This is a genomic window from Aromatoleum sp. (assembly GCF_035254505.1).
Classification (GTDB): Bacteria; Pseudomonadota; Gammaproteobacteria; order Burkholderiales; family Rhodocyclaceae; genus Aromatoleum.
The window spans coordinates 105,726-128,508 of the sequence record NZ_DATFAO010000017.1 but is presented as its reverse complement, the minus strand read 5'-3'; the positions used below and the strand labels follow the sequence as shown (position 1 = coordinate 128,508).

Here is a 22,783-nt window from a genome sequence, read left to right as displayed (position 1 = left end):
ACCTTCCACTCGGAGCCCCGCATTGGAAATCGACCAGGCCGAGTCGCCCCTCGTGATCGCGCCGAAAGCCGGCGGACTGCTCGCCGAGCTCGGCTTCAACCTGCGGGCGGGATTCCTGTTCCTCGCGCTCCATCCTTCGGCCGCACGTTCGCTGCGCGCATCGGTTCCGCAGCTCGTCTTCCTGTTCCTGCTGGACATGGCGGCGAGCGGCGCGCTCGATTTCCTGCGTGTCGGCGAGGCGGGCGAATTCAATCCGGCCGGCGTTCTGCCGCTGTTCTTCGGAATCCCCTGGCTGCTGCTCGCCGCCTGGGTCGCGGCACGGGCCGCGGGCGACGAAAGCCGGACGGTTGCGTGCGCTGTCGCGCTCGCGGCGCTCTGGCTCGCAGTCAGTGTCGTGTGGGGCGGACTCGGCCTGCTGCCGGAACACATCTGGCGGTCCTTCGGCGAAGCCGCGATGGTGATCTGGTGGGCGCCTTTCGGCCTGGGCCTCCTCGCGTCGGCCCTCGCGCTCATGCGCACAGCCGGCCTGCGACGCAAGCGCCTGTTCGCAGCCGTCCTGGCCACGATCTTCCTGATCGGCCTGCCGCCCTTGCTGGTCGAGCAGAAGGAGGCGCTGTGGGTCGCCCACCAGGATCCAACGATCGATGCCGCCGCACGCGCGCGCCGCATGCGCAGCGCCAACGAGTCCGTCCTCTACGCGCAGCCGCGCCTGCTGGAAGAGGCGCTGGATCGCGTCAAGCCGGGCCGTCCCGGCGTACCGGAGCTCTTCCTGCTCGCGGTCGGCGGACACGGCGGGCAGGACGTCTTCCTGCGCGAAGTGCAGTCCGTCGAAGCCCTGTTCCGCGAGCGCTTCGCCACCTCCGGCCACAGCGTGATCCTCGTCAACAACCCGGCGACGGTCTCCGAGCGGCCGATCGCCAGCGTCACGGCACTCGAACGCAGCCTCCGCGTGATCGGGCAGCGCATGAATCGCGACGAAGACGTCCTCGTGCTCTTCATGACTTCGCACGGTTCGCCCGAACATCGCTTCGACCTCAGCCTCTGGCCCTACCGCTTCGACGATCTCACGCCCGAACGACTGCAGCAGATGCTGCAAGCAGCGGGCATCCGCTATCGAGTGGTGGTGGTCTCCGCCTGCTATTCGGGCGGCTTCGTACCGCCGCTCGCCGGCAACGACACCCTCGTCATCAGCGCGGCGCGGCCCGACCGAAACTCGCACGGTTGCAGCCACGAGGCGGACTGGACCTTCTTCGGCCGGGCGTTCTTCGACGAGGCCCTGCGCAACACGCACTCCTTCGAGATGGCGTTCGATCAGGCAAAGCGCACCGTCGCAGAACGCGAAGCGGCAGAAGGGCTGGAAGCGTCCGAGCCGCAGATGGCGGTCGGCAACGGCATCCGGGTTGCACTGAGCGCCGTCGAGCGCCGGCTGGAGGTGGGCGAACGGTCTCCGACCCCGGTCGCCGCGGCGCTCTCCCGCAAGTTTCCCTGAGCCTCGAAAGGCGGGACTCGTGTAAATTCCCGCTCCATGCAAGGCGTTCCCGAACACTTCGACCATCCCTCCGATCAGGCCGAATTCCGCCATCCTGTCGGGCGCGGCGGCATCGAGCTGTACCGCGCGGAGATCGTGCGCCACGCCTTCGAGCCGCATACCCACGAGGCTTTCGGCCTGGGAGTGGTCGAGCGGGGGGTCGAGCGCTTTCGATACGCCGGCAGCGAGCACCTCGCACCGCCCGATTCGATCGTGATGATGAATCCCGACATCCTCCATACCGGCCGCGCCGAAACGGAGGGGGGATGGCGCTATCGGATGATCTACATCGAACCGGACGTACTCGCCGAAGTCAGCGGCGAGCCGCACTGGTGGTTCTCCGGGGCGGTCGTCGATAACGACCGGACGCGCGCCCGCAACCTGTCCGCGCTGCTCGCATCGCTGTGGCAGGCACGCGAACCGCTCGCCTTCGACAGCCTGCTGTTCCAGTTCGTCGCGGCGCTGCGGCCGCACGCGCGCGTGGCGCCAGTGGCGCGTGACGACAAGGCGCAGCGTTTCACACCCGTGCTCGACTACATGCGGGCGCACCTCTCAGACCGCATCCGGCTCGAAGAGCTCGCCGCCGTCGCCGGCCTGAGTCCCTTTCATTTCCTGCGACGCTTCCAGGCCCAGCATGACGTGACGCCGCAGCAGATGCTGATGGCCCTGCGGCTCCACGCGGCCAAGCGCTTCCTGGCCGCCGGCGAGACGCCCGCGCGAGTCGCCGCCGCCACCGGACTCGCCGACCAGGCACACCTGACCCGCGCATTCGTCCGCCGCTACGGCGTGACACCGGCCCGTTACCGGCGGCAGGTCCGCGCCTGAGCGAAGGTCGAGCAAAGCGCAATCTCGTACAAGACGCCAATCGCACCGCCATGCGAGACTCGACCCCATCGTAATCGGGAGATTCATCGATGTGGGCTGGAGTCGCGTTCGCGATGGCGGCGGGAATGATGTGGGGCCTGGTCTTCATCGGGCCCTTGCTGCTGCCTGAATATCCGGCAACCCTGCAATCCTTCGGCCGCTATCTCGCCTTCGGCTTGATCGCCTTGCCGCTCGCCTGGTTCGACCGCGGCGAGCTCGCGCGCCTCAAACGCTCCGACTGGATCGAGGCGGTCAAGCTCGCCGCGGTCGGCAATCTCCTTTACTACCTTTGCCTCGCCAGCGCCATCCAGCGTGCCGGTGCGCCCTTGCCGACGATGATGATCGGCACGCTGCCGGTGATCATCGCGATCTGCGCCAACCTGCGTGACCACCAGCGCGACGGCCGGCTGCCATGGGCGCGACTCTCCCCGTCCTTATTGGTGATCGCCGCCGGCATCGCGTGCGTGAATCAGGCCGAACTGTCGGCATTGGCTGCGCAATCGGCCAGCGACCACGCGCGCTACGCTGTCGGCGCCGTGTTCGCGGTCTGCGCACTGGCCTGCTGGACCTGGTACCCGCTGCGCAACGCCGACTGGCTCCGTAATCATCCCGGGCGCAAGCCGCGCGCATGGGCGACAGCGCAGGGCCTCGCGACTTTGCCGATGGCGCTCGTCGGCTACGCCGTACTCTGGATGTGGCTCGGCGTCACCGAGGACCCGCTGCCGATGCCCTTCGGGCCACGCCCGGCCGCCTTCGTCGGCCTGATGACCGCAATCGGACTGCTCGCGTCCTGGGTCGGCACGCTGTGCTGGAACGAGGCGAGCCAGCGGCTGCCGACGGCCCTGGTCGGGCAGATGATCGTCTTCGAGACGCTCGCCGCCCTGAGCTATGCCTTCCTGTTGCGCGGCGAGTGGCCGGCGCCGCTGACCCTCGTCGGCGTCGGCCTCCTCATCGCTGGCGTGCTCTGGGCCGTGCGGATCAAGCCGGAACCTGTTCCCGCGTAGCGAAGAGTTCCTCGATCCGTGCCTCGGCTTCGGCGAACGCCTTGCTCGTCGATTCGGCGCCCATCGCCAGACCTTCCGCGTAGATGAACTCGATGTCGGTCATGCCGAGGAAGCCGAGCACGCTGCGCAGGTAAGGCACCTGCGAATCGGCCGGCGTGTCGCGGTACAGGCCGCCGCGCGCCAACGCGACATACACCTTCTTGCCTTTCAACAAGCCTTCCGGGCCACTCGCGGTGTAGCGGAAGGTGACGCCGGCGCGGGCGATCGCATCGATCCAGGTCTTCAATTGCACCGGCACGCCGAAGTTGTACATCGGCACGCCGAGCACGATCGTGTCGGCCGACTGCACCTGCGCGATCAGCACATCGTCGAGCGCCACCCGGGCCACCTGCTCGGGCGTGCGTTGTTCGGCCGGCGTAAAGAGCGCACCCAGCGACGGTTCGTCGAGGACGGGATGCGGGTTCGTGGCCAGGTCGCGCAGTTCGACGACGGCCTGCGGATTCTGCGCCTTCAGCCGAGCGGTGACGGCATCGGCCAGACGGGTCGAGTTCGCACCGGCGGAACGGGCACTGGCGTTGATTTGCATGATTTTCATGATCTTCATCTCCGATGAGGGGGTAGGGGGGCCGGCAGGATCTGCTCAGCCATGGGATGAAGTCTATTGATTGCATGGATGGATCTGAAGACCGCTCAATGAGTATCATTGTTCCGTTTACGGAACAATCGAGTCGCTCATGAGCCTGGACGCCAACGACCTCATCCTCTTCGCCCAAGTGATCGAGGCCGGCAGCTTTTCGCGCGCCGCCGAACGCATGGACGTGCCGAAATCCACCGTGTCGCGCCGGATCAGCCAACTGGAGACGACGCTCGGCGAACGGCTCCTGATGCGCACGACGCGCCGCCTCACCATTACGGACTTCGGCGAACGCATCCTCGATCACGCCCGCCGCCTGCTCGACGAAACCGAGGCCGCCTCGGCGCTCGCGCAGCATCGTCAGGCCACGCCTCACGGCGTGCTGCGCGCCTCGTTGCTGCCGGATTTCGTCGAGCTCGACCTGACGTCGCTCTGCCTGCAATATGCCGCGCGCTACCCGGAGGTCCGCCTCGAACTCGACCTGTCGCCGCGCCGCGTCGACCTGCTGGTCGAGCGTTTCGACCTCGCGGTGCGCGCGGCGAGCCGCCTCCCGGACGACAACACGCTCGTCGCGCGAAAGCTGCACGAGATGCGCCTCGGCCTTTACGCCAGCCCCGCCTATCTCACGCGTTATGGCGAACCCGAAAGCCCCGAGGACCTGAAGAAACATGTCTGTCTCAGCCTGATCAGCGGCAACGGCGAAACGGCCCCCTGGAGCCTGACCCGCGGAAAGGAGCGCTGGGAGGGAACACCCAACGGCCCGGTGGCAGTCAATTCCCCGATCCTGCAGCGCGATCTCGCCGCACACGGGATGGGCATCATCTGCCTGTCCGAGCGCTATGCGCAAAAGGAGATCGAGGAGGGGCTGCTCCGGCGCATCCTGCCCGACTGGGAGCCGCCCACGGTGACGCTGTGGTGCGTGACGCCCGGAAGACGCCTGCTGCCGGCGCGCACGACGGCGTTCATCGATTTGCTCAAGTCGGCGCTGAGAAGCGAAAACTGATACGCACCCGCGGTGCGGTGAAGGCATGTTTCCGGTCGGATGACGTGCGAAAATACCGACGGATCACTCAAACAATTATCCGGGGAGCACACTTGCGCATTCTGTTGGGGCGCGCCCAGGTTTCGCGGTCCTGGCGACGGTCGAAAGAGGCCCTGGGCTGCGCCATACATCTCGCTGCCGCGCTCGTTTGCTGCTGCATTGCGAATCTCGCCGATGCCAAGCCTTTCGTCGTCTACGGCGACAAGAGCCTGCCGCCCTACGAGTTCCTAGACAATGGAGTTCCGAAGGGGGCCATGGTCGACCTGATCGACGAACTGTCGAAACGGATGGGACGAACGCCCGAGGTCATCCTCACGCAGTGGGATCAATCGCAGGCAGCGATCCTCGCGGGAAAAGGCGATGCGCTCTCGCTGATGACGCGGACGCCTGAACGCGAAGCGAACTACGACTTCAGCGACGATACGTTTCAGGTCAGCTTCTCGCTCTTCACCCTGGCGGAACGGCGCGCCAAGATTAATTTGGGAAACCTCGCAGGCCTTCGGATCGGCGTCACGAACGGCGGCTACCCTCAGGCCCTTCTCCGGCGAACGCATCCGGAAGCGGAGCTCGTGACCATCGAAGACTCCGCCGACGGCATCCGGCGCGTGTTGCGACGCGAACTCGACGCAGTGGCGGGCAACACCTGGCCGCTCGAATACTTCCTCGCCGAACTCAACATTTCCGGCATCAGGGCGGTGTCCCCGCCGCTTGAGATCCGATTCGGCGCTGTTGCTGTGCCGAAAGGCCGGTCGCCCGAACTCCTTATCCAGATCAACGCCGCTTTGGCCGCAATCAAGGCTGATGGAACGCTCGACGGGATTCTGGACAAATGGTCCGGCGAGAAGGTCTATGTCGTGAGCCGCGACGCCGTGGCGCGCATGATACTCAGTTCTGCGACTGCAGTACTCGTGCTGCTGCTCGTCGTCGCGGGCATTGCGCAATTCCGGCGTCAGCGCAGAGCACTTGCGACCGCGGTTGCACAGCGCAGGCGATCGGAGACGGCGCTGCGTGAAAGCGAAACGCTCTTCGAAAGCGTCTTCAACACCACGGCCTGCGGCATCGTCCTGCTCGAAGCCGACGGACAGTATCGACAGGCGAACGAACGCTATTGTCAGATCACCGGCTATAGCGTCGACGAACTCGTCCTTCTCAAGGCTGACGCCCTGACACACCCGGACGACGCCGACGAGCAAGATTGCTTCAGCAGCGATCTTTACGATCAAAGCGACAGCTTTCGGATCGAAAAACGCTACATCCGCAAAGACGGGAAGATCATCTGGGTCGAAGTCAATTGCGCGCCGGTCCGCGACGCATCGGGAACGGTTCGGTATCACGTCGGAATCCTGCAGGACATCACGCTCCGCAAGCAGGTCGAGGCCGCGCTACAGCAAAGCACCAAGGAGCTCGCGCTCGCGCACGATCGCCTGACTGCCGCGGTGCAAGCGTCGCCGGCGATGGTCTTCACGCAGGATCGCGAGCTTCGCTACACCTTCGTCGAAAACTCCGCGCTCGCCTTCGGCGACGAGGACGTCATCGGGAAGACTGATGCCGAATTGCTCGATCGCGCCGAGGATGCCGCCCACATCATGAACGTCAAGCGCTGGGTCTTCGACTCCGGCCAATCGGCACGCGAAGAGGTGGGGCTCTCCATCGGGGGAGAGTTGAATTGGTACGACCTCAGCGTGCGTCCGCAATTCGAATACGGCCGGATCGTCGGCATTCTCGGCACTGCCGTCGATACCACCCAGCGCCACAATTCGGAACTGCGGCTGCGGGACGCAATGGCCGCGGCCGCGCGGGCGGACAACGCGAAGTCGCGTTTCCTCGCCGCAGCGAGCCACGATCTGCGACAACCGCTGTCGGCCTTGCGCGTCTATGCGTCGTCGTTGAAGCGCCATGTCAACACCCCCGGCCAGGAGATGCTGTCGAACATGCAGGACTGCATCGGCAGCCTCAGCGAACTCCTCACGGACCTGCTGGATCTGAGCAAACTCGAAGCGGGCGTCGTGACGCCGACCGTCAGCGACTTCCTGCTGACCGAGGTCTTCGCTCAACTGGCATCGATCCACGGCCCCGAGGCCGAAGTCCGGGGGCTGCGCCTGCGCGTGCGCCCGACCCGCCAGACGGTGCATACCGATGCGGTATTGCTGCAACGAATTCTCGGAAACTTGCTCGCCAATGCCGTCCGCTACACGAAGAAGGGAGGCGTACTCGTCGGCTGCCGGCAGCGGCAAGGCAAGCTGTGGGTCGAGGTGTGGGACACCGGCGTCGGGATCCCGAAGGACAAGACCGAAGAGATCTTCGAGGAATTCCGGCAGCTCGACGACGACGCGAGAACCCGTGGCAGCGGCCTCGGCCTCACGATCGTCGCACGGACGGCGGAACTGCTCGGGCTGAAGGTCCGCGTACGCTCTCGCCCGGGCAAGGGCTCGATGTTTGCGATCGAAGTGCCGCCGGGAGACATGGCCAAGGTCCATCACCCCGCCGACCAGCCGCAGGACGACAGTCGCGCTCGACTGCGCATCGCCGTCGTCGAGGACAATCACGCCGTCCGCGAAGCGCTCGTCCTGTCACTCCAATCGGAGGGGCATTCCGTCGTTTCGGCCGCGAGCGGGAAGGAACTGTTGCGCCGCCTCGGCGATTTCGACGCCGACGTCCTGATCGCCGACTACCGTCTGCAGGGAGAAACCGGCTTCGAAGTACTGCGCGCCGCCGAAACGATCCTCGGCGCGGACCTGCCGGCGATCCTGCTCACCGGCGACACCGATCCGCGGCTCGTCCGCAGCATGGCCGACCGCGGCGTGGCGGTCCTCCACAAGCCCGTCAATCTCGACACCCTGCACACGCTGCTGAAAGAAGCGACATCCAGTTCCATGCGCACCTGAGCGAATCATTTCGCCGCGCGCCCGCAGCCGGGGAACGCGGATTGCTTGTCAGGAAGTTCTTCAACCGGGAAGAACAAGGAGCGAACGATGACGAAAAACAGCGTACCGGTATTGATCGCGCTCACCGCTATCGCGGGATCTGGAATTGGGGCGGCCTTTGCCGCGGCGCCGCCGACGGCCGGCCTGACCGAAACGGAAAAGATCGCCGTATTCAAGGCAGCGGGCGCCGCGCAGAGCAATGGCAAGTGGGTGATATGCAAGGACGACCCCAACCCGTCGGGCGCCAGCATCGAGAGCATCGTCGACCGTAACGGCGACGGCCTTCCCGAGGTCGTCGTCGTCGAAGGCGGCAGCGCCTGTTATGGAAAGGCGGAAGCCGGTTACAAGGTGCTGAGCAAGCAGCTCGACGGCACCTGGAAGGTGGTCACGAGCAACAACGGCATTCCGCAGTTTCTGAAGACCACCGGCGCAAATGGATGGCCCGACATCTCGGTAGGCGGTCCGGGCTTCTGTTTCGCTGTGCAACGGTGGAACGGTAAGGAATATGCGTTCGACCGTTACGAGTATGAAGGCAAGAGCTGCAAACCGAAGCCGCAGTCCTGAACGCTCAATGGAAAAAAGAAGGCTAGTGCAGGCGGGTCATGGAGTGCATGACGCGCCTGACACTCCCTGCCGTGGCGCTCGACATCCATCAGGAGGAAGCAGTGACCGAGTCGCTGCAAGTCTTGTTGCAAGAACTCGAACAATTCGGCCACGACAACGACGCCGAGATCGCTGACCGCCCTCGTCGCATTCTGAACATCAGCCGCGACACTGGCGAATTTCTTTCGGTGCTGGTCCGCGCCACAAATGGTCCCCTTCGTCGCACTGGTTGCCGCCGATCCGGGATTTACAACGTGCACGGCACCCGTGGGAAATGGGGAGTTTCTCGCGACAAAGGTTTCGCGGTGAACCGGTCTCAATCATCCTGAGATCCGTTTCTTGATCTTCCCGGCCGCCGCATCCAGACAGCTCAGCATGACTGAGCGAATGTTGTCTTCGGTCGTCCTGCCTCTGAAAAAGTCGGAGCAGATGGACGAAAACTCCTGACCGCTGACATTTCCTCGAATATCGACGATCACCATTTTTTCGCCCTTGATTGACTCGATCCCCAAAATCACCGGTGCGGCGAGCAGTAGGCCTACTGGATTGGCATTGGGGACCGAACCGCCGGCCATTTGAAGTCTGGTCGCATCCAGAGAAGCATTGGGATTCGCGGCAGTAACCCGGAAGGCAGTCAGCGTCACTGTCTTTCCCGTCAGCACGTCACCGATCTTTGCCGCCATATACGACTTGAACAGATCGGGTGGAGCCGGGATCAGCTTGTCGTCGCCGAACCAGGAAGTGAGTCCGACTGGAGAATCCACCGTCTGGGAAGGCCGCTCTTTGAGTGGCCTCGAATCAACAAAATCGAAAGTCACGTTTTCGTAGGGCGCAACACCAACTCGAACGGAGGAAGCGGTGCCGCAGGCCGTGAGGATGATAGTTACAAGCGCGGCAATAATGTTCTTCATGCGATCCATTTAATACATCGAATACATTCGACATTCTGTAGGCGCGAATGGAATTAGTAAATCTATTGGTGTTTGAGCACTGCATGAACAGCCAGCTCTGACTGGAGCCGAGCGCCGGCAAAAGACGTTGTCTTCTCCATTGGCGTCGCGCAGGCTGCGCAAAAAAGAAGCCGGTGCAGGCTTCTCATGGAATCCATGATGCGCCTGGCACCGGCGAAATCCGCGTTCGGCCATGAAATGGAGTGAAACTGCCGAACCGCGGGTAGGCATCGCACGAAAGGTGCGAAGGCCTAGGAGGACGGTAAGTTCATAGGATGCAGGTTCGCTACGCGCCCTCGATCAGGAAATTGCCGGCAGGCGCCGCGAGGCGCTCCGGCAGCGCTTCGACTTCGTCCTTCAGCGAAACGCCCGAGATCCGCCGACCGCGAGCCTCCGTCATCAGGTAGAGCAGTTTGTGCGCGGCGAGATCGAAGCTCATGCCTTCGCGCCTCACGTTCGAGATGCAGTTGCGGTGGGCGTCGGTGGTGCCGATCGCGGGCTGCCACGTGAGGTAGAGGCCCATGCTGTCCGGCGAACTCAGGCCCGGCCGCTCGCCGATCAGGACGACGACCATTCGGGCGCGCAGTGCGACGGCGACATCGTCGCCGATCGCAACGCGGGCCTGTTCGGCGACAACGAGCGGGGCGATCGACCCGTTCGGGGCAAGGCGCGGGATCATGACGTCCAGGAAGGGCAGGGCGTTCTGTTCGATGGCGAAGGCCGAGAGGCCGTCGGCGATCACGAAAGCGACGTCGAACTCCTCGCCGGTCGGCGCCGCGTAGGTTTCGAGCCGTGCGCGCGAAGCGTCGTCAAGCTTGCGTCCGAGATCGGGGCGCTTCAGGTAGGTCGGGCGATCCGGGGCGGCGCTATGCACCGTCACGACCTCCAGTCCGCGCTCCGCGAGCCCCGCGCGCAGCGGATCGATCGCCAGCGGGTGATGCACGGCGTCGCGCGCCCGCGCGTGGGCGAACTGGAAGGCGAGGTGGGGTTGGGTCGGCAGGCTGGTGCCCGCACGCCCCAGCGCGATGCGGGCTTGCGTGAATCGGCGCAGCTTGCCCCAGGCGTTGGGGATGACGGTATCGGTGATCCGGTCGTTCATGACGTTCCCTTCAGCTCAGGTTCGCCAGCGCGCGATGGAAGGGGCCGGGCAGGTTCCTGGCGAGCTTCAGCGCGTCGCCGGGGGCGAAGATGCCCACGTTGCGCAGCCACGCTTCGAACTCGGGCGCCGGGCGCAGACCGAGGACCTGCCGGATGTACATCGCGTCGTGGAAGGACGTCGTCTGGTAGTTGAGCATCACGTCATCCGAGCCGGGGATACCCATCACGAAGTTGATGCCGGCGACCGAGAGCAGGGTCAGCAGCATGTCCATGTCGTTCTGGTCGGCTTCGGCGTGGTTGGTGTAGCAGACGTCGCAGCCCATCGGCACGCCGAGCAACTTGCCGCAGAAGTGGTCTTCGAGGCCGGCGCGGATGATCTGCTTGCCGTCGTAGAGGTACTCCGGGCCGATGAAGCCGACGACCGTGTTGACGAGGAAGGGCTTGAACTTGCGTGCGACCGCGTAGGCGCGCGCTTCGCAGGTCTGCTGATCGACGCCGTGGTGGGCGTTGGCGGACAGCGCGCTGCCCTGGCCGGTCTCGAAGTACATCACGTTGTCGCCGACGCTGCCGCGCTTCAATGACAGCGCGGCTTCCCATCCTTCGGCGAGCACGGCGAGGTTGATGCCGAAGCTGGCGTTCGCGGCCTCAGTGCCGGCGATCGACTGGAACACCAGGTCGACCGGCGCACCGCGGTTGATCGCCTCGATGCTGGTCGTGACGTGGGTCAGCACGCAGGACTGCGTCGGAATCTCGTACTTCGCGATGATCGCGTCGAGCATGCGGATCAGCGTCGTGACCGCCGAGACGCTGTCGGTCGCCGGGTTGATGCCGATCACCGCGTCGCCGCTGCCGTACATCAGGCCGTCGACGATGCTCGCCGCGACGCCGCTCGGTTCGTCCGTCGGGTGATTCGGTTGCAGGCGTGTCGACAGACGCCCCGGCAAGCCGATGGTGTTGCGGAAGGCGGTCACCACGCGGCATTTCTTCGCGACGAGGATCAGGTCCTGCACGCGCATGATCTTGCTGACGGCCGCGGCCATCTCGGGCGTGAGCCCTGGTGCGAGCGCGGCGAGCGCCGCTTCATCGGCTTCTTCGGACAGCAACCAATTGCGGAAGTCGCCGACCGTGAGATGGCCGACCGGCGCGAACGCGGCGGCGTCGTGATCGTCGATGATCAGGCGCGTGACTTCATCGCTCTCGTACGGGATCAGCACGTCGTTGAGGAAGGTCTTCAGCGGAAGGTCCGCCAGGGCCATCTGGGCGGCGACCCGCTCCTCGTCGTTGGCGGCCGCGATCCCGGCGAGGGAATCGCCGGAACGCGCGGGCGTTGCCTTCGCCATCAGGCTTTTGAGGTCCGCAAAGTGGTAGGTATGGCCATCCACGGTGTGCGAGTAGCTGGTCATGGGGGCGTTATCCAATTCTGAGCTGTTGTGCGGCCCGCAACCGCGGCGGCGGGCGTCTTGTTTAGGACCTTCTCAGCGCGCCCTGTAGGCCGCTGCGGCTTCGAATTCGACTTCCATTTCTTCCCGGGATTCCAACATGTCGTCCAAAGGCGCGACTTCGCGCAAATGACGCGTCAGGTGGAACACCACGTAGCCGGCCGCCATCAGGCCGAAGAACAGCGCGGCGATGAGCGGGTTGTAGTAGATCATCGTGACGAGACACACCACGGCCGCGAGCAGCGCGAAGGCGGGGAACCAGGGATACAGCGGTGCGGAGAAGGGACGCGCCATCTTCGGTTCCGACCGGCGCAACCTGAACAGCGCGGCCATGCTGATGATGTACATGACGATCGCACCGAACACCGACATCGTGACGACGTTGGCGGTGAGCGTCTGGCCGCCGAACTGGATCAGCTCGTCGCTATAGATCGCAGCAATCCCGACCACGCCGCCGGCGAGGATCGCGCGGTGCGGTGTCTTGAAGCGCGGATGGATTTTGGCGAAGTAGGCCGGCAGGTAATTGGCGCGGGCCTGGGCGAAGATCTGGCGCGAGTAGCCGAGAATGATGCCGTGGAAGGACGCAATCAAGCCGAAGAGCCCGAGCCAGACCAGCATGTGCGTCCAGCCGCTGTTTTCGCCGACGATCGCGCGCATCGCCTGCGGGAGCGGATCGTTGATGTTCGCGAGCTTGGTCCAGTCGCCGGAAGCGCCGGCGAAGGTCATCACGCCGATGGCGAGGACGAGGAGGGTGAGGATCCCCGTGACGTAGGCGATGGGGATCGAGCGCTTCGGGTCCTTGGCTTCTTCGGCGGCCATCGCAACGCCTTCGATCGCAAGGAAGAACCAAATCGCGAACGGGATCGCGGCGAACATGCCGGGGATCGCGGCGAGGCTGAATTCATCCTGACCGGACCATCCGCCCTTGGTGAAATTGTCGAGCGAGAATCCAGGCGACACGACGCCCATGAATACGAGCAATTCGAAAATCGCGATGACCGTCACGAACAATTCGAAAGTCGCGGCAATCTCGACACCGACGATATTCAGCGCCATGAAGATGATATATGCGCCGACCGCCGCGTCCTTGGGATTGAGTTCCGGGAACTGGACATTCAGATAGGCACCGATTGCCAATGCGATCGCCGGCGGCGCGAATACGAATTCGATCAGCGTCGCAAACCCCGCCAGATATCCGCCTGCAGGACCGAAAGCGTGCCGCCCGTAGGCGAACGGTCCGCCCGCATGAGGAATCGCGCTGGTCAGTTCGGTGAAGCTGAAAATGAAGGTTGTGTACATTGCCGCGATGAATATCGAGGTAATGACGAATCCCAGCGTGCCCGCCGAGGCCCAACCGTAACTCCAGCCGAAATATTCGCCGGAAATCACCAGGCCGACCGCGATGCCCCAGAGTTGCCAGGCATTCAGGGTCTGTTTCAATTCGTGGTGGCTGACCTTGCCAACGTGCAGGCCATGTCGTTCTTGTGTCATTTTGTGTGCTCCTCCATCTATCTTTTTAGAACTGCCGCGACACGGAAACCAGCAATCTGGCTTGGGCCGCATCGACTGTATCTCCGTTGCCCGTGAGCGAGGCGTAGTCCTTGAACGCCTTGGGCTCGTTCGTCCGGGAATAGGCTATTCCCAGACTCCAATTCGCCGGCAGGGATTTCGTGATGCCGACGCGGTAATAGCTCCAGTCGAGCCCCTTGCTGTGGGCGACCCATTGGTGGCCGAATTGCCCGTTGGCAACCCAGCCTTCGGCGATTTCGTGATTCACGTTCAGCTCGACGTATTGCGATCCCCGCGTGGAACCAGTGACTCCGGCCGACGTTGCGGTTGCGGAAAAGACCCCGGGCGCCGAGTTGTTTTCGTTCCAGCCGTAGAACTTGGTCAGCGTGCGCCCGTACTTGAGGGACACTGATTTATAGGTGGCGCCGACGTAAGCCTCCAGCGTGTTGGGGCTGGAACCCTTGAAGGTGTTGCCATCCAGCGCCTTTGCGTAGTCGCTGCCCGGGTAGTAGACGTAGATCAGCCCGAGATCCAGGCCGAGGTCCGCGACCGCGGGAATGGGGAGGCGGAATCCACCGTACACGTCGGCTTCGAGATTCGCGCCCGGAATCCAGCGTTCGGACACATTGGAGCCCCAGAAGCCCAGGTAGGCACCGGACTCGTGCTGCATTTCGACGCCGACCTGCAGCGCGGGCTTGCCGAAAGTCTGCGTCAGGCCACGCCAGATATAGTCGTTGCTGAGCGTCGTGGAACCGGAAACGGTGATGCTGGAGGGGCTCTCGTTATCCGGCTTGATCGCCTCCGCTGCCATGGCGCCGGAAAACTGAAATGCAAGGCCAATCAGGATCAACGCCGAAATGCCTTTGGCGGGAGGCAGTGTATTTTTGATTTCCATGGATTTCCTTACCGTCCTTACCTGCGTCAGGAGATCTGCCGCAGCGTGAGACGTAAGTTAAGAATCGCCGCCAATTCACGCTATCCGATATCGGCATTTTTCAGATCGGCCCGCGAAGCGCGCCAGGCCATCACTTCAGCGATAGAGCGCGGTGGAGCAGGGGACCGATCAGAACCCGCGATCCATGACTATCCAAATTTGGCAAATTTCGCGCTCGGGCGCCCTACTGACAGCGAACTTCCGAGCCTTGCAACATCAACCGCCCTTTCGGCTATTCTCTGTAGACGCCGTCCATGCACCGCACGGCGCATTGCGCTGCAATATCGGCCGCCTGATGGGGATTCAGCGGAATAAAGATGCTTCAATCCATTGCCAGCCAAGACGTCGACGAGCAGGCCGCGCGGTTGCGCGGATGGCATCAGATTTATGCCCAGATGTCGCCCGGACGCTTTACCGGCACCTATACCGAGGTCCGATTCGACGACGTGCATCTCTTCGTCGAATACACGAGCAAAGGCCTCTTTCAGAGTGGGGAATTGAGCGACGCCGTCGTCGCCCTTGGCGTGCCTTTGCAGCTTTCGGGGTCGGGAGTTTTTTGCGGCGCAATAACCAGCGACACGACCGTGCACCACTTTACGGGCGACGGCGGATTCGAATTTTATTCGCCCGCCGACCTCATCATGGGGGGTGTCGTCGTCTCCCGGGACCGCGTCCTGTCCGCCCTGACCGACGACGAGGCGGCCTCGATCGAAGACTCGTTCGACCATCCGCACCTCAGCGTCGTGCAGGCAAGCAAGATTGCCATCATGCGCGAATTCCTCCGCGGCTTCTTCGAGATGCTGGAGCACGCGCCGCGCCTCATGGATAACGCGCCCTTGCAGCGATCCCTGCGCGACTCGGTCATTTCCAACGTCACCGAGCTATTGACCGACGACTCCCATCCCGAAGGCGAGTTGATCTCGCTGTCGAAACGCTGGCAAATCGTCGCCCGCGCCCGCGACTACATTCTCAGCCGCCCGGAATCCCCGACCTCCATCCTCGACGTCTGCAAAACCATAGGCGTCAGCCGGCGTACGCTGCAATACTGCTTCCAGGACGTACTGAACCTCAACCCGATCGCCTTCCTGCGCATGGTCAGGCTCAACGGCGTCCGCCGCATGCTCCGCACCTGCGCATCGGTCTCTGAAGCCGCCACCTATTGGGGCTTTTGGCACTTCGGGCATTTCTCGCGGGACTACAAACAACTGTTTGGGGAATTGCCGTCGGAGACTTATCGGCGGTTTAACGGGAAGGGCTGATTGCTTGGGGGTGGGGTGCGGTCGATGCACCTATGCCGTGGCGCGCGTTGGAAACCGCAATTGTTGTTCCGACTCAAACTCAGCCTGAGACAGCATTCGCCTATACATGTACGGGCGGCTCTGCTGGTGGGGTAGCCGCCCGCAGTCGTCGAAACTCTAGTCTGTTTCGCGCTATTGATTTGTCTTATGCATTTGCATCAACGCGATCCTTTTCCCACTCGATGAGGTCGTTCGCTTGCGGCCCGCCGACGATCGCACTGACCAATCCCATGATCATCGCGCTCGATAGAATGCCATACACGACGGGTTCAGGAGCTGCCGCGCCAAACTTTGCCAGACAGAAGCTCACGATCACCCCGCTGGTCAGAATCGAGCTGATTGCACCTTGCCAAGTTGCCTTTTTCCAGAAGAGAGCGGCCATGAGTGGCACGAAGAGGCAGCCTGACAGGTACGAGTATGCCGTGTCGAGTGCCACAAAAACGTCACCGATGAAAATCGCAAGAACGATGACCGCAATGCTTACCACCGCGGTAACCCAACGCGATACTACGAGTTCTCTTTGTTCATCGAACCCCAGTACCGGTTTAAGCAGGTCGTTCGTAATGAGCGTGGCCGCAGCCAGGACGGTCGAGCTGACAGTCGACATCAGCGCGGACATCAGTGCGGCGAGTACCATTCCGCTCAAGCCGGCGGGCATGACTTTAAGGACCAATTCCGGCAGTGCGTCTTGCGGGGAGTCCAGATTGGGAAGCAGAACATAGGCAAGGACTCCGCAGACACCCATCGCTGCCCCCCAGCCAATGGAATAGATCCCGGCTGAGATCGAACCGAATTTTGCGACTCTGTCATTTCTTGCGGTGAAGATCCGCTGCCAGATGTCCTGTCCGATCATGATGCCAAGGTACAAAGACAGGAACAGTCCCAGCATTCTGCTTCCGCTGATGTTGGTGAGCGTCAGAAATTCCTTTGGAACAGCCGACTGGACTGCTGCAATGCCGCCAGCCGCATCAATTCCCGCGGGGACCAGTAGCGCGACCCCTATCGTCATCAGTATGAACTGAATGAAATCAGTAATCGTGATTGCGATCATGCCTCCAATAAGCGTGTAAGCCATTGTTACGATGCCACCCGCGACGATGCCTGTTGCCAGATCCCATCCGAGGAGTGCCTTCAATACGGTGCCAAGCGCAACGATCTGAACCACGGATATCAGTGTCGAATAGATGGCGGCAATCATCGCGCTGACATAACGTGTGCCGTGCGCATAGCGGCGCTCAAGCATTTCGCTCAACGTGAAGACCTTCAATTTCGCGAGTTTTCCAGCAAACCCCAAGCCGACCGTAACAACGCCAAGTCCGAACATGAGCGTAATCCATGCGCCCGAGAGACCATGCTGAAAACTCTGGGATGCAGAGCCGAACGTGGAGCCACCGCCAAGGATGACTGTCGAAAGGCAGGGAAAAAACACCCAGTAGGGCAAGTTTCGATCGGCAACGAGATAATCAGCCGTAGAGGTCAGCTTTCGCATTGCTACGAAGCCGCATATCAGCATCAGGGCGAAATATCCGATCACGATGATGACATCGATATTCATGAGACTCTCCTTTGGGGTTTGGATCAGTGCTCCGGCGGGGGGTGGGAACGGACGCTCGATAAGCCCCGCCTGGCATGAGATTTATTTTTTTTGGCTTAGCGAGTCGGCGAGAACGCAGAGGATCTCGAACATCATCGTTGCCCCGACCAGCGCGGTATTGCCGCTGGGGTCGAACGGCGGCGACACTTCGACAACGTCTCCTCCGACCAGATTGAGGCCACGTAGGCCACGCAGCATCTTTTGGCAGTCAAAGGTGTTCAGGCCACCGATCTCGGGTGTGCCGGTACCGGGTGCATAAACCGGATCGAGTGCATCCACGTCGAAGGTCACGTAAGTGAGACCGTCACCGACTACGCGTCGAACTTCCGCGATGACGGCGTCCGGCCCCAAGTCGTTGTATTCCTCAATGGTGATTACGCGGATACCCTGCTCAAGTCCCCAGTCGCCGTCGTTTGCGTCGTATACGCCGCCGCGGATTCCGATCTGGATCGTGCGCTTCGGATCAAGGACTCCTTCTTCGATTGCGCGGCGAAACGGCGTGCCGTGGGTGTACTTGTAGTCGCCGAAGTAGGTGTCCCACGTGTCCGTGTGGGCGTCGAAATGAACCATGCCCATCGTTCCGCGCTGATGAGCCAGCGCACGAAGGATCGGCAAGCTTACCAAGTGGTCGCCACCTGCAGATAAGGGCGCAATTCCTCGGCTTACAAGGTCCCGATAGAAGGTCTCGATCATGTGGATGGTATCGTCGATGCTGACCGGGTTAACGGGCGCATCGCCCAAGTCGACACAATTTGCCAACTCGTAGGGGCTCATCCGCAAGACCGGATGATAATTGCGCATGAGCGAAGACAGCTCACGCACTTGCCGAGGCCCGTGTCGCGCGCCGGGTCGGTTGGTCGTGCCGCCATCCCACGGTACACCGATCAAACCGATATCGGCGCGATCCGCATCACTTGGTGACCGATACGGAAGCCGCATGAAGGTGGACAGACCCGCGAAGCGAGGTACGATTTCCGAGGGAGTAGGGGTGTAGAGAATCTCTTTCGCAGACATATTTCACCTTTTGTCAATTTGCTTGAACGGAGCCGACGGTTTCTCGCGGAGGGCGTGATTCCGACGTAGAAAAAGTATCTGCGTGAGCGTATGTTTCAATAAATGATTTTTATTGAACATTTGGATGACAAACATGGAAACAAAAGCGGTCAAGCGAAAGGGCCTCTATGGGAAGGTCAGCGACATGGATATCCACTTACTGCGGGTGTTTCGAACCGTAGTGGAATGCGGCGGCTTTTCCGCTGCTGAGGTCGAGTTGAACGTCGGGCGTTCGGCAATTAGTCGGTATATGAAGGATCTGGAGATAAGGCTCGATCTAAGACTGTGCATGCGGGGGCGGTCGGGCTTCACGCTCACAGATCACGGCCGTGTCGTGTACGACGCTACCCGGCAGCTGTTCTTGGACCTCGAACGCTTTCGCACCGCAGTTAATGCCGCCCATAGTCGATTGGTGGGCACTCTGACCTTGAGCTTGACCGACGATATAATTACGGACACAAACGCGCGAACCAGCGTTGCGCTGGCGCGATTTCACGAGATTGCGCCGGACGTGAGGATCGATTTAAATGTCGGTTCGCCGAATGAGGTAGAGCGCGCCGTCATTGAGGGGCGTGCGCTCGTTGGAGTCGTTCCGTTTCATCATCAGCTTCCAGCGGTGCAGTATTTCCATCTGTATGATGAGACGCAGTTTCTGTACTGCGGGGCGGGGCATGACATCTTTCATGTCGCAGATGCGGATCTGAGTGTCGATTTGATCAGGGATCAGGACTTTGTGGTTCCAGGCTACACGCTCAATGCCAAGTTCCAGGCGCTCTTCCCCGATAAGAGCCCAGCTGCCCGGACAAACAAGATTGAAGGTGTGACCACCTTGATTCTGAGCGGAAAGTACATCGGTTTTGTGCCGGAGCAGTTTGCACAACGATGGGTGGGTGAGAACAGATTGCGATCCCTGTTACCAAGGAGTCTGTTCTTTCACTCGCCATTCGTGGCTATCACGCACAAGGACGCTCAACCCAATCTGCTGCGCGATGCATTCTTGGCGGAGTTGCGCACAGCACATTCAAGAACCTACAGAGAGAAAAAAGGGTCAGGTCTAGAATAGCTGCACTCCCGCCATTCTCACCTACACTCAATCCATGCGCAGACCTTTGCGACTGGAATTCTTCGGTGCCCTATACCATCGGCACTCAGCGACATATGGGTAGCTGCGGTAGCCCTGTTCGCCTATATGCTTTACAGGCGCAATCTCGAATATGTGTTACTCATGTCTCCCGACGATTTTGCCACCTATGTCCCCAGCCCCAATGCGTTTTGATTTACGGGCTATTAGACGAAATGCTGCATTTGGCGGTGGTTCGTGCATCCGATCAGCGTTTTGCACTTGTCTTTCAACGCTTGAAACATAACGGGCACCGGTTGTTGCCGATGCCCGTTATGCCGGCTTAACGGTTCCGTCCTGGACCCATGCCACCCATGCCACCCATGCCACCCATGCCACCCATTCCGCCTCCCGGTCCCATCTGGCGCCCCTGACCAGCGCCTTGGGCCGGCGGCGTATCCGGTAAGGTGACTCCTCGCTCCTTCGCGCGCAATTGCATCTGTTCATGATGCTGTAGCCGAATTTGCTCGCGTTCTTCAGCGGTTTTCGCCGCCCGAAGCTTGTTGCGATGTTCGATACGTTCCTGACTCGTCATCAACTGGCTACCGTAAATTGGCGGCTCCTCAGCCAGAACGCCAACGCTGAAGCCGACGGCAGCGAGCGCGAGCAGCAGTGCTTTGATATATGTCTTTGTCATTTATTCTCTCCTTGCGACTGAGGTTAATCGTCTGACTGGAGCAAACGATGAAGGCAACCAGGCCGGTATTTGACCCGATTGTGGGATTGCCTTAGGACCACATCGAGACGCGAGACTAGATTTGTGCGCTAACGACTTCGCCTGCCAATTAATTGAAACTTCACTCTTCTTATAGCCTGTCATATTAGAGATAGATTATTAAGAGATGATTTGTTGCAGGTCTCGGTGGGCGAAACCGTGAGTTCAGGCAGGAGGACCGCACAGAAATGGGCCGCTGAGTCCACCTACCTGTTGACGGCTGAGAGCTGGCGGCAGCGCACCCTATTGAGTGATGGCGAATCCGTCACGTGAGTCGATCTACAATATCTCCGTCATTGCTCCGCAACATCTCCCCCAACCGCGTAACAGCCCGCTCGATCTCCTCAGACCACGGGTGCCCGAAATTCAGCCGTATGCAATTCCGGTATTCCCGTTTCGCCGAAAAGATCGGCCCAGGCGCGAGACTGATCCCTTCGTCGAGCGCGCGCCGATGCAGGGCGAGCGCATCGCAGTTGGGTGGCAGTTCGACCCACACAAAGTAGCCCCCGCGCGGTCGGGTGATGCGCGTACCCACGGGAAAGTGGCGTTCGATGGCTGCGGCCATCGCGGCTTCCTGGACTTCGAGAGCACCGCGCAGGCGCCGCAGATGGGTGTCGAAGGCGCCTTGCCTGAGGAAGTCGGCAATCGCGATCTGTACCGGAATGGTCGTCGCAAGGCTCGCGGAGAGCTTCAAGCGCTGGATCTTCTGCGCGTAGCGGCCGGCCGCGACCCAGCCGACGCGGTAGCCCGGTGCGAGGCTCTTGGAGAAGCTCGAGACGTGCAGAACGAGCCCGGTGCTGTCGAGCGCCTTGGTCGCGAGTGGGGCCTGGCGGTCGAAGTGCAGTTCGGCGTAGGTGTCGTCCTCGATCAGAGGCACATCGTGACGGCGCATTAGGTCGAGGAGTGTGCGGCGGTTGTCGTCCGGCACGAGGCTGCCCATCGGGTGCTGGAAGTTGAGCATCAGCAGGCAGGCCTTGACCGGGTGGTGGCGCAGCGCGTCGGCGAGCGCGGCGAGACTCACGCCGTCGCGCGGATGGGTGGGGATCTCGATGACCTTGAGGCCGCGCCGTTCGATCATCTGCAGGCCGGCATGGAAGGTCGGCGATTCGACTGCGACGAGGTCGCCCGGTTGGGTGACGGCTTCGAGGCAGAGGTTGAGGGCTTCCATCGCGCCGGAGGTGATGACGATTTCGTCGGGCGCGAGGGCGACGCCGCCGGCGAGGTAGCGCAGCGCGATCTGGCGGCGCAGTTCGTCGTTGCCGGGCGGCAGGTCGGTGACGGTGGCGCGCGGGTCCATGTGGCGCGAGGCGGCGGCGAGGAAGCGGCCGAGCTTGTCGAGCGGATACAGGTAGGGGCTGGCGAAGCTGGAGCCGAGCGGGACGACGGCCGGGTCCTTGACCGCTTCGAGGATCTCGAAGATGAAGTCGCTCACCTGCAGTGCGGTCGAGGCGCCGACGGGGTGCGTCATGCGCGGCTCGGGCAGAGCGCCCAGCGCGCGTGGGCGGACGTAGTAGCCAGACTGCGGGCGGACTTCGATCAGCCCGCGACTTTCGAGCAGGTAGTAGGCCTTGAGGACAGTCGAGGGGCTGAGACGTTGCGATTCGCAGGCCTTGCGCACCGAGGGCAGGCGTTCGCCCGCGCGCAGCACGCCGTCGCGGATGCGTTGTTCGATGTCGAGGGCGAGGCGGTCGTAGAGATTCAAAGCGCCTCCAGGCGCGGAAGACGAAGTGCGGCGAGATTGCAGCAGCATTGCCACTGTGCCCGCAGGTTCGGTCGGACAACATTGATTTCGGTCACGTTGTCTCTGCCGGCACCAGACTCCGCAGGTTCAATCGCATGTTTTCGATTGCACGGTCGAAGGGCGTGCTTTCCCACGGGAAAAACGACAGAGGCATGCGTAAAAAGGCAGCGTTTGCTTTTCGGCGCACTAGAATGGGGAAGCAGAATACCGAAAACAACTGCACGACGTACCCCCCGACAAGGAGTAAGGACGATGAGGCACATTGCACTGCTGGCTACCGGCCTTCTGCTGTACGCGCAGACGTCGATCGCGAACGAATTCGCCACCACGAAAGATGCCGAGGCGATGGTTGCGAAAGCCGTTTCGGCTATCAAGACGAACAAGCAAGCGACTTACGACGAGATCACCGCGAAGGACCCGAAGTGGATCGATCGCGACCTTTACCCGGTCGTCTACAATCTTCAAGGCAAGGTGCTGGCCCATGGCCAGAATGCCAAGCAAGTCGGCAAGGACCTTATCGACATGAAGGATCCCGACGGCAAGCTCTTCGTCAAGGAGCGGGTCGATCTCGCGCAGAGCAAGGGCAAGTTCTGGCAGGACTACAAGTTCACCGACCCGGTGACGAAAAAGGTGCTGCCCAAGCAGATGTACTGCGAGAAGCTCGAAGACACCGTCGTCTGCGCAGGCGTCTACAAGCGCTGACTCTTCTTCCTCACGACGTGCTGCGCGTCGG

20 protein-coding genes are annotated in these 22,783 nt (G+C 61.9%); 10 read left to right on the top strand and 10 right to left on the bottom strand.

Annotation, left to right across the window (positions count from 1 at the left end):
* Positions 1-22: 22 nt before the first annotated feature.
* From VJ673_RS03035 to VJ673_RS03025, 3 genes are all read left to right on the top strand, one after another.
* On the top strand, positions 23-1,489 hold the full coding sequence (locus tag VJ673_RS03035; RefSeq protein ID WP_324124548.1) for a C13 family peptidase: 1,467 nt from the start codon (positions 23-25) through the stop codon (positions 1,487-1,489).
* Between the two features lie 36 nt (positions 1,490-1,525).
* Entirely contained in the window at positions 1,526-2,353 is an 828-nt protein-coding gene (locus tag VJ673_RS03030; RefSeq protein WP_324124547.1) for an AraC family transcriptional regulator, read from the top strand.
* Between the two features lie 89 nt (positions 2,354-2,442).
* Positions 2,443-3,396, top strand: coding sequence for a DMT family transporter (locus VJ673_RS03025; protein WP_324124546.1), 954 nt, complete (start codon positions 2,443-2,445; stop codon positions 3,394-3,396).
* Here VJ673_RS03025 and VJ673_RS03020 read toward each other — a convergent pair.
* Positions 3,371-3,991, bottom strand: coding sequence for an FMN-dependent NADH-azoreductase (locus VJ673_RS03020; protein ID WP_324124545.1), 621 nt, complete (start codon positions 3,989-3,991; stop codon positions 3,371-3,373). The two genes, VJ673_RS03025 and VJ673_RS03020, sit on opposite strands and share 26 nt — an antisense overlap.
* A 139-nt stretch (positions 3,992-4,130) precedes the next feature.
* On the opposite strand from VJ673_RS03020, the gene VJ673_RS03015 reads away from it, so the two are divergent.
* The 4 genes from VJ673_RS03015 (at position 4,131) to VJ673_RS03000 (ending at position 8,928) form a co-directional block, all read left to right on the top strand.
* Positions 4,131-5,033: a LysR family transcriptional regulator gene (locus tag VJ673_RS03015; RefSeq protein ID WP_324124544.1), complete on the top strand. Its 903-nt coding sequence runs from the start codon at positions 4,131-4,133 to the stop codon at positions 5,031-5,033.
* Positions 4,943-7,957, top strand: a complete 3,015-nt coding sequence (locus VJ673_RS03010; protein ID WP_324124543.1) for a PAS domain S-box protein — start codon at positions 4,943-4,945, stop codon at positions 7,955-7,957. The genes VJ673_RS03015 and VJ673_RS03010 overlap by 91 nt, the downstream gene beginning before the upstream one ends.
* Before the next feature lie 111 nt (positions 7,958-8,068).
* On the top strand, positions 8,069-8,560 hold the full coding sequence (locus VJ673_RS03005; protein ID WP_324124542.1) for a hypothetical protein: 492 nt from the start codon (positions 8,069-8,071) through the stop codon (positions 8,558-8,560).
* Positions 8,561-8,607: 47 nt separating this feature from the next.
* A complete protein-coding gene (locus tag VJ673_RS03000) occupies positions 8,608-8,928 on the top strand; it encodes a hypothetical protein (protein ID WP_324124541.1) in 321 nt (106 codons plus the stop codon).
* Here the strand turns inward: VJ673_RS03000 and VJ673_RS02995 are convergent.
* From VJ673_RS02995 to VJ673_RS02975, 5 genes are all read right to left on the bottom strand, one after another.
* Entirely contained in the window at positions 8,920-9,519 is a 600-nt protein-coding gene (locus tag VJ673_RS02995; RefSeq protein WP_324124540.1) for a hypothetical protein, read from the bottom strand. The genes VJ673_RS03000 and VJ673_RS02995 overlap by 9 nt on opposite strands.
* Before the next feature lie 316 nt (positions 9,520-9,835).
* Positions 9,836-10,648: an ethanolamine ammonia-lyase subunit EutC gene (gene eutC, locus VJ673_RS02990; protein WP_324124539.1), complete on the bottom strand. Its 813-nt coding sequence runs from the start codon at positions 10,646-10,648 to the stop codon at positions 9,836-9,838.
* A 10-nt stretch (positions 10,649-10,658) separates the two neighbouring features.
* On the bottom strand, positions 10,659-12,050 hold the full coding sequence (locus VJ673_RS02985; RefSeq protein ID WP_324124538.1) for an ethanolamine ammonia-lyase subunit EutB: 1,392 nt from the start codon (positions 12,048-12,050) through the stop codon (positions 10,659-10,661).
* 72 nt (positions 12,051-12,122) lie between these two features.
* Positions 12,123-13,577, bottom strand: coding sequence for an ethanolamine permease (eat, locus tag VJ673_RS02980; protein ID WP_324124537.1), 1,455 nt, complete (start codon positions 13,575-13,577; stop codon positions 12,123-12,125).
* 25 nt (positions 13,578-13,602) lie between these two features.
* Positions 13,603-14,490: a TorF family putative porin gene (locus VJ673_RS02975; protein ID WP_324124536.1), complete on the bottom strand. Its 888-nt coding sequence runs from the start codon at positions 14,488-14,490 to the stop codon at positions 13,603-13,605.
* Between the two features lie 356 nt (positions 14,491-14,846).
* On the opposite strand from VJ673_RS02975, the gene VJ673_RS02970 reads away from it, so the two are divergent.
* On the top strand, positions 14,847-15,788 hold the full coding sequence (locus VJ673_RS02970; RefSeq protein WP_324124535.1) for a helix-turn-helix domain-containing protein: 942 nt from the start codon (positions 14,847-14,849) through the stop codon (positions 15,786-15,788).
* Positions 15,789-15,972: 184 nt separating this feature from the next.
* On the opposite strand, the gene VJ673_RS02965 is transcribed toward VJ673_RS02970, so the two are convergent.
* Together VJ673_RS02965 and speB are read right to left on the bottom strand one after the other, a co-directional pair.
* The gene (locus VJ673_RS02965; protein WP_324124534.1) at positions 15,973-17,382 is read right to left on the bottom strand and encodes a sodium:solute symporter family transporter; all 1,410 of its coding nucleotides are present in this window, start codon (positions 17,380-17,382) and stop codon (positions 15,973-15,975) included.
* An 81-nt stretch (positions 17,383-17,463) separates the two neighbouring features.
* A complete protein-coding gene (gene speB / locus VJ673_RS02960) occupies positions 17,464-18,435 on the bottom strand; it encodes an agmatinase (RefSeq protein ID WP_324124533.1) in 972 nt (323 codons plus the stop codon).
* Between the two features lie 133 nt (positions 18,436-18,568).
* Between speB and VJ673_RS02955 the strand changes: the two genes are divergently transcribed.
* Complete coding sequence (locus VJ673_RS02955) at positions 18,569-19,537, top strand: LysR family transcriptional regulator (RefSeq protein WP_324124532.1); 969 nt, start codon at positions 18,569-18,571, stop codon at positions 19,535-19,537.
* Between the two features lie 340 nt (positions 19,538-19,877).
* Here VJ673_RS02955 and VJ673_RS02950 read toward each other — a convergent pair whose 3' ends face one another.
* The gene (locus VJ673_RS02950) at positions 19,878-20,231 is read right to left on the bottom strand and encodes a hypothetical protein (RefSeq protein WP_324124531.1); all 354 of its coding nucleotides are present in this window, start codon (positions 20,229-20,231) and stop codon (positions 19,878-19,880) included.
* 343 nt (positions 20,232-20,574) lie between these two features.
* On the bottom strand, positions 20,575-22,011 hold the full coding sequence (locus VJ673_RS02945) for an aminotransferase-like domain-containing protein (protein WP_324124530.1): 1,437 nt from the start codon (positions 22,009-22,011) through the stop codon (positions 20,575-20,577).
* A gap of 291 nt (positions 22,012-22,302) precedes the next feature.
* On the opposite strand from VJ673_RS02945, the gene VJ673_RS02940 reads away from it, so the two are divergent.
* A complete protein-coding gene (locus VJ673_RS02940; RefSeq protein WP_324124529.1) occupies positions 22,303-22,752 on the top strand; it encodes a cache domain-containing protein in 450 nt (149 codons plus the stop codon).
* The last annotated feature ends 31 nt before the right edge of the window (positions 22,753-22,783 follow it).

Coding starts and splice junctions, on each gene's coding strand:
- VJ673_RS02970 (WP_324124535.1), top strand. CDS start 14,847: ATGCTTCAATCCATTGCCAGCCAAGACGTCGACGAGCAGGCCGCGCGG.
- VJ673_RS02975 (WP_324124536.1), bottom strand. CDS start 14,490: ATGGAAATCAAAAATACACTGCCTCCCGCCAAAGGCATTTCGGCGTTG.
- speB (WP_324124533.1), bottom strand. CDS start 18,435: ATGTCTGCGAAAGAGATTCTCTACACCCCTACTCCCTCGGAAATCGTA.
- VJ673_RS02965 (WP_324124534.1), bottom strand. CDS start 17,382: ATGAATATCGATGTCATCATCGTGATCGGATATTTCGCCCTGATGCTG.
- VJ673_RS03015 (WP_324124544.1), top strand. CDS start 4,131: ATGAGCCTGGACGCCAACGACCTCATCCTCTTCGCCCAAGTGATCGAG.
- VJ673_RS02955 (WP_324124532.1), top strand. CDS start 18,569: ATGGAAACAAAAGCGGTCAAGCGAAAGGGCCTCTATGGGAAGGTCAGC.
- VJ673_RS03025 (WP_324124546.1), top strand. CDS start 2,443: ATGTGGGCTGGAGTCGCGTTCGCGATGGCGGCGGGAATGATGTGGGGC.
- VJ673_RS03000 (WP_324124541.1), top strand. CDS start 8,608: ATGACGCGCCTGACACTCCCTGCCGTGGCGCTCGACATCCATCAGGAG.
- VJ673_RS02950 (WP_324124531.1), bottom strand. CDS start 20,231: ATGACAAAGACATATATCAAAGCACTGCTGCTCGCGCTCGCTGCCGTC.
- VJ673_RS03030 (WP_324124547.1), top strand. CDS start 1,526: ATGCAAGGCGTTCCCGAACACTTCGACCATCCCTCCGATCAGGCCGAA.
- VJ673_RS02995 (WP_324124540.1), bottom strand. CDS start 9,519: ATGGATCGCATGAAGAACATTATTGCCGCGCTTGTAACTATCATCCTC.
- eat (WP_324124537.1), bottom strand. CDS start 13,577: ATGACACAAGAACGACATGGCCTGCACGTTGGCAAGGTCAGCCACCAC.
- VJ673_RS02985 (WP_324124538.1), bottom strand. CDS start 12,050: ATGACCAGCTACTCGCACACCGTGGATGGCCATACCTACCACTTTGCG.
- eutC (WP_324124539.1), bottom strand. CDS start 10,648: ATGAACGACCGGATCACCGATACCGTCATCCCCAACGCCTGGGGCAAG.
- VJ673_RS03020 (WP_324124545.1), bottom strand. CDS start 3,991: ATGAAAATCATGCAAATCAACGCCAGTGCCCGTTCCGCCGGTGCGAAC.
- VJ673_RS02940 (WP_324124529.1), top strand. CDS start 22,303: ATGAGGCACATTGCACTGCTGGCTACCGGCCTTCTGCTGTACGCGCAG.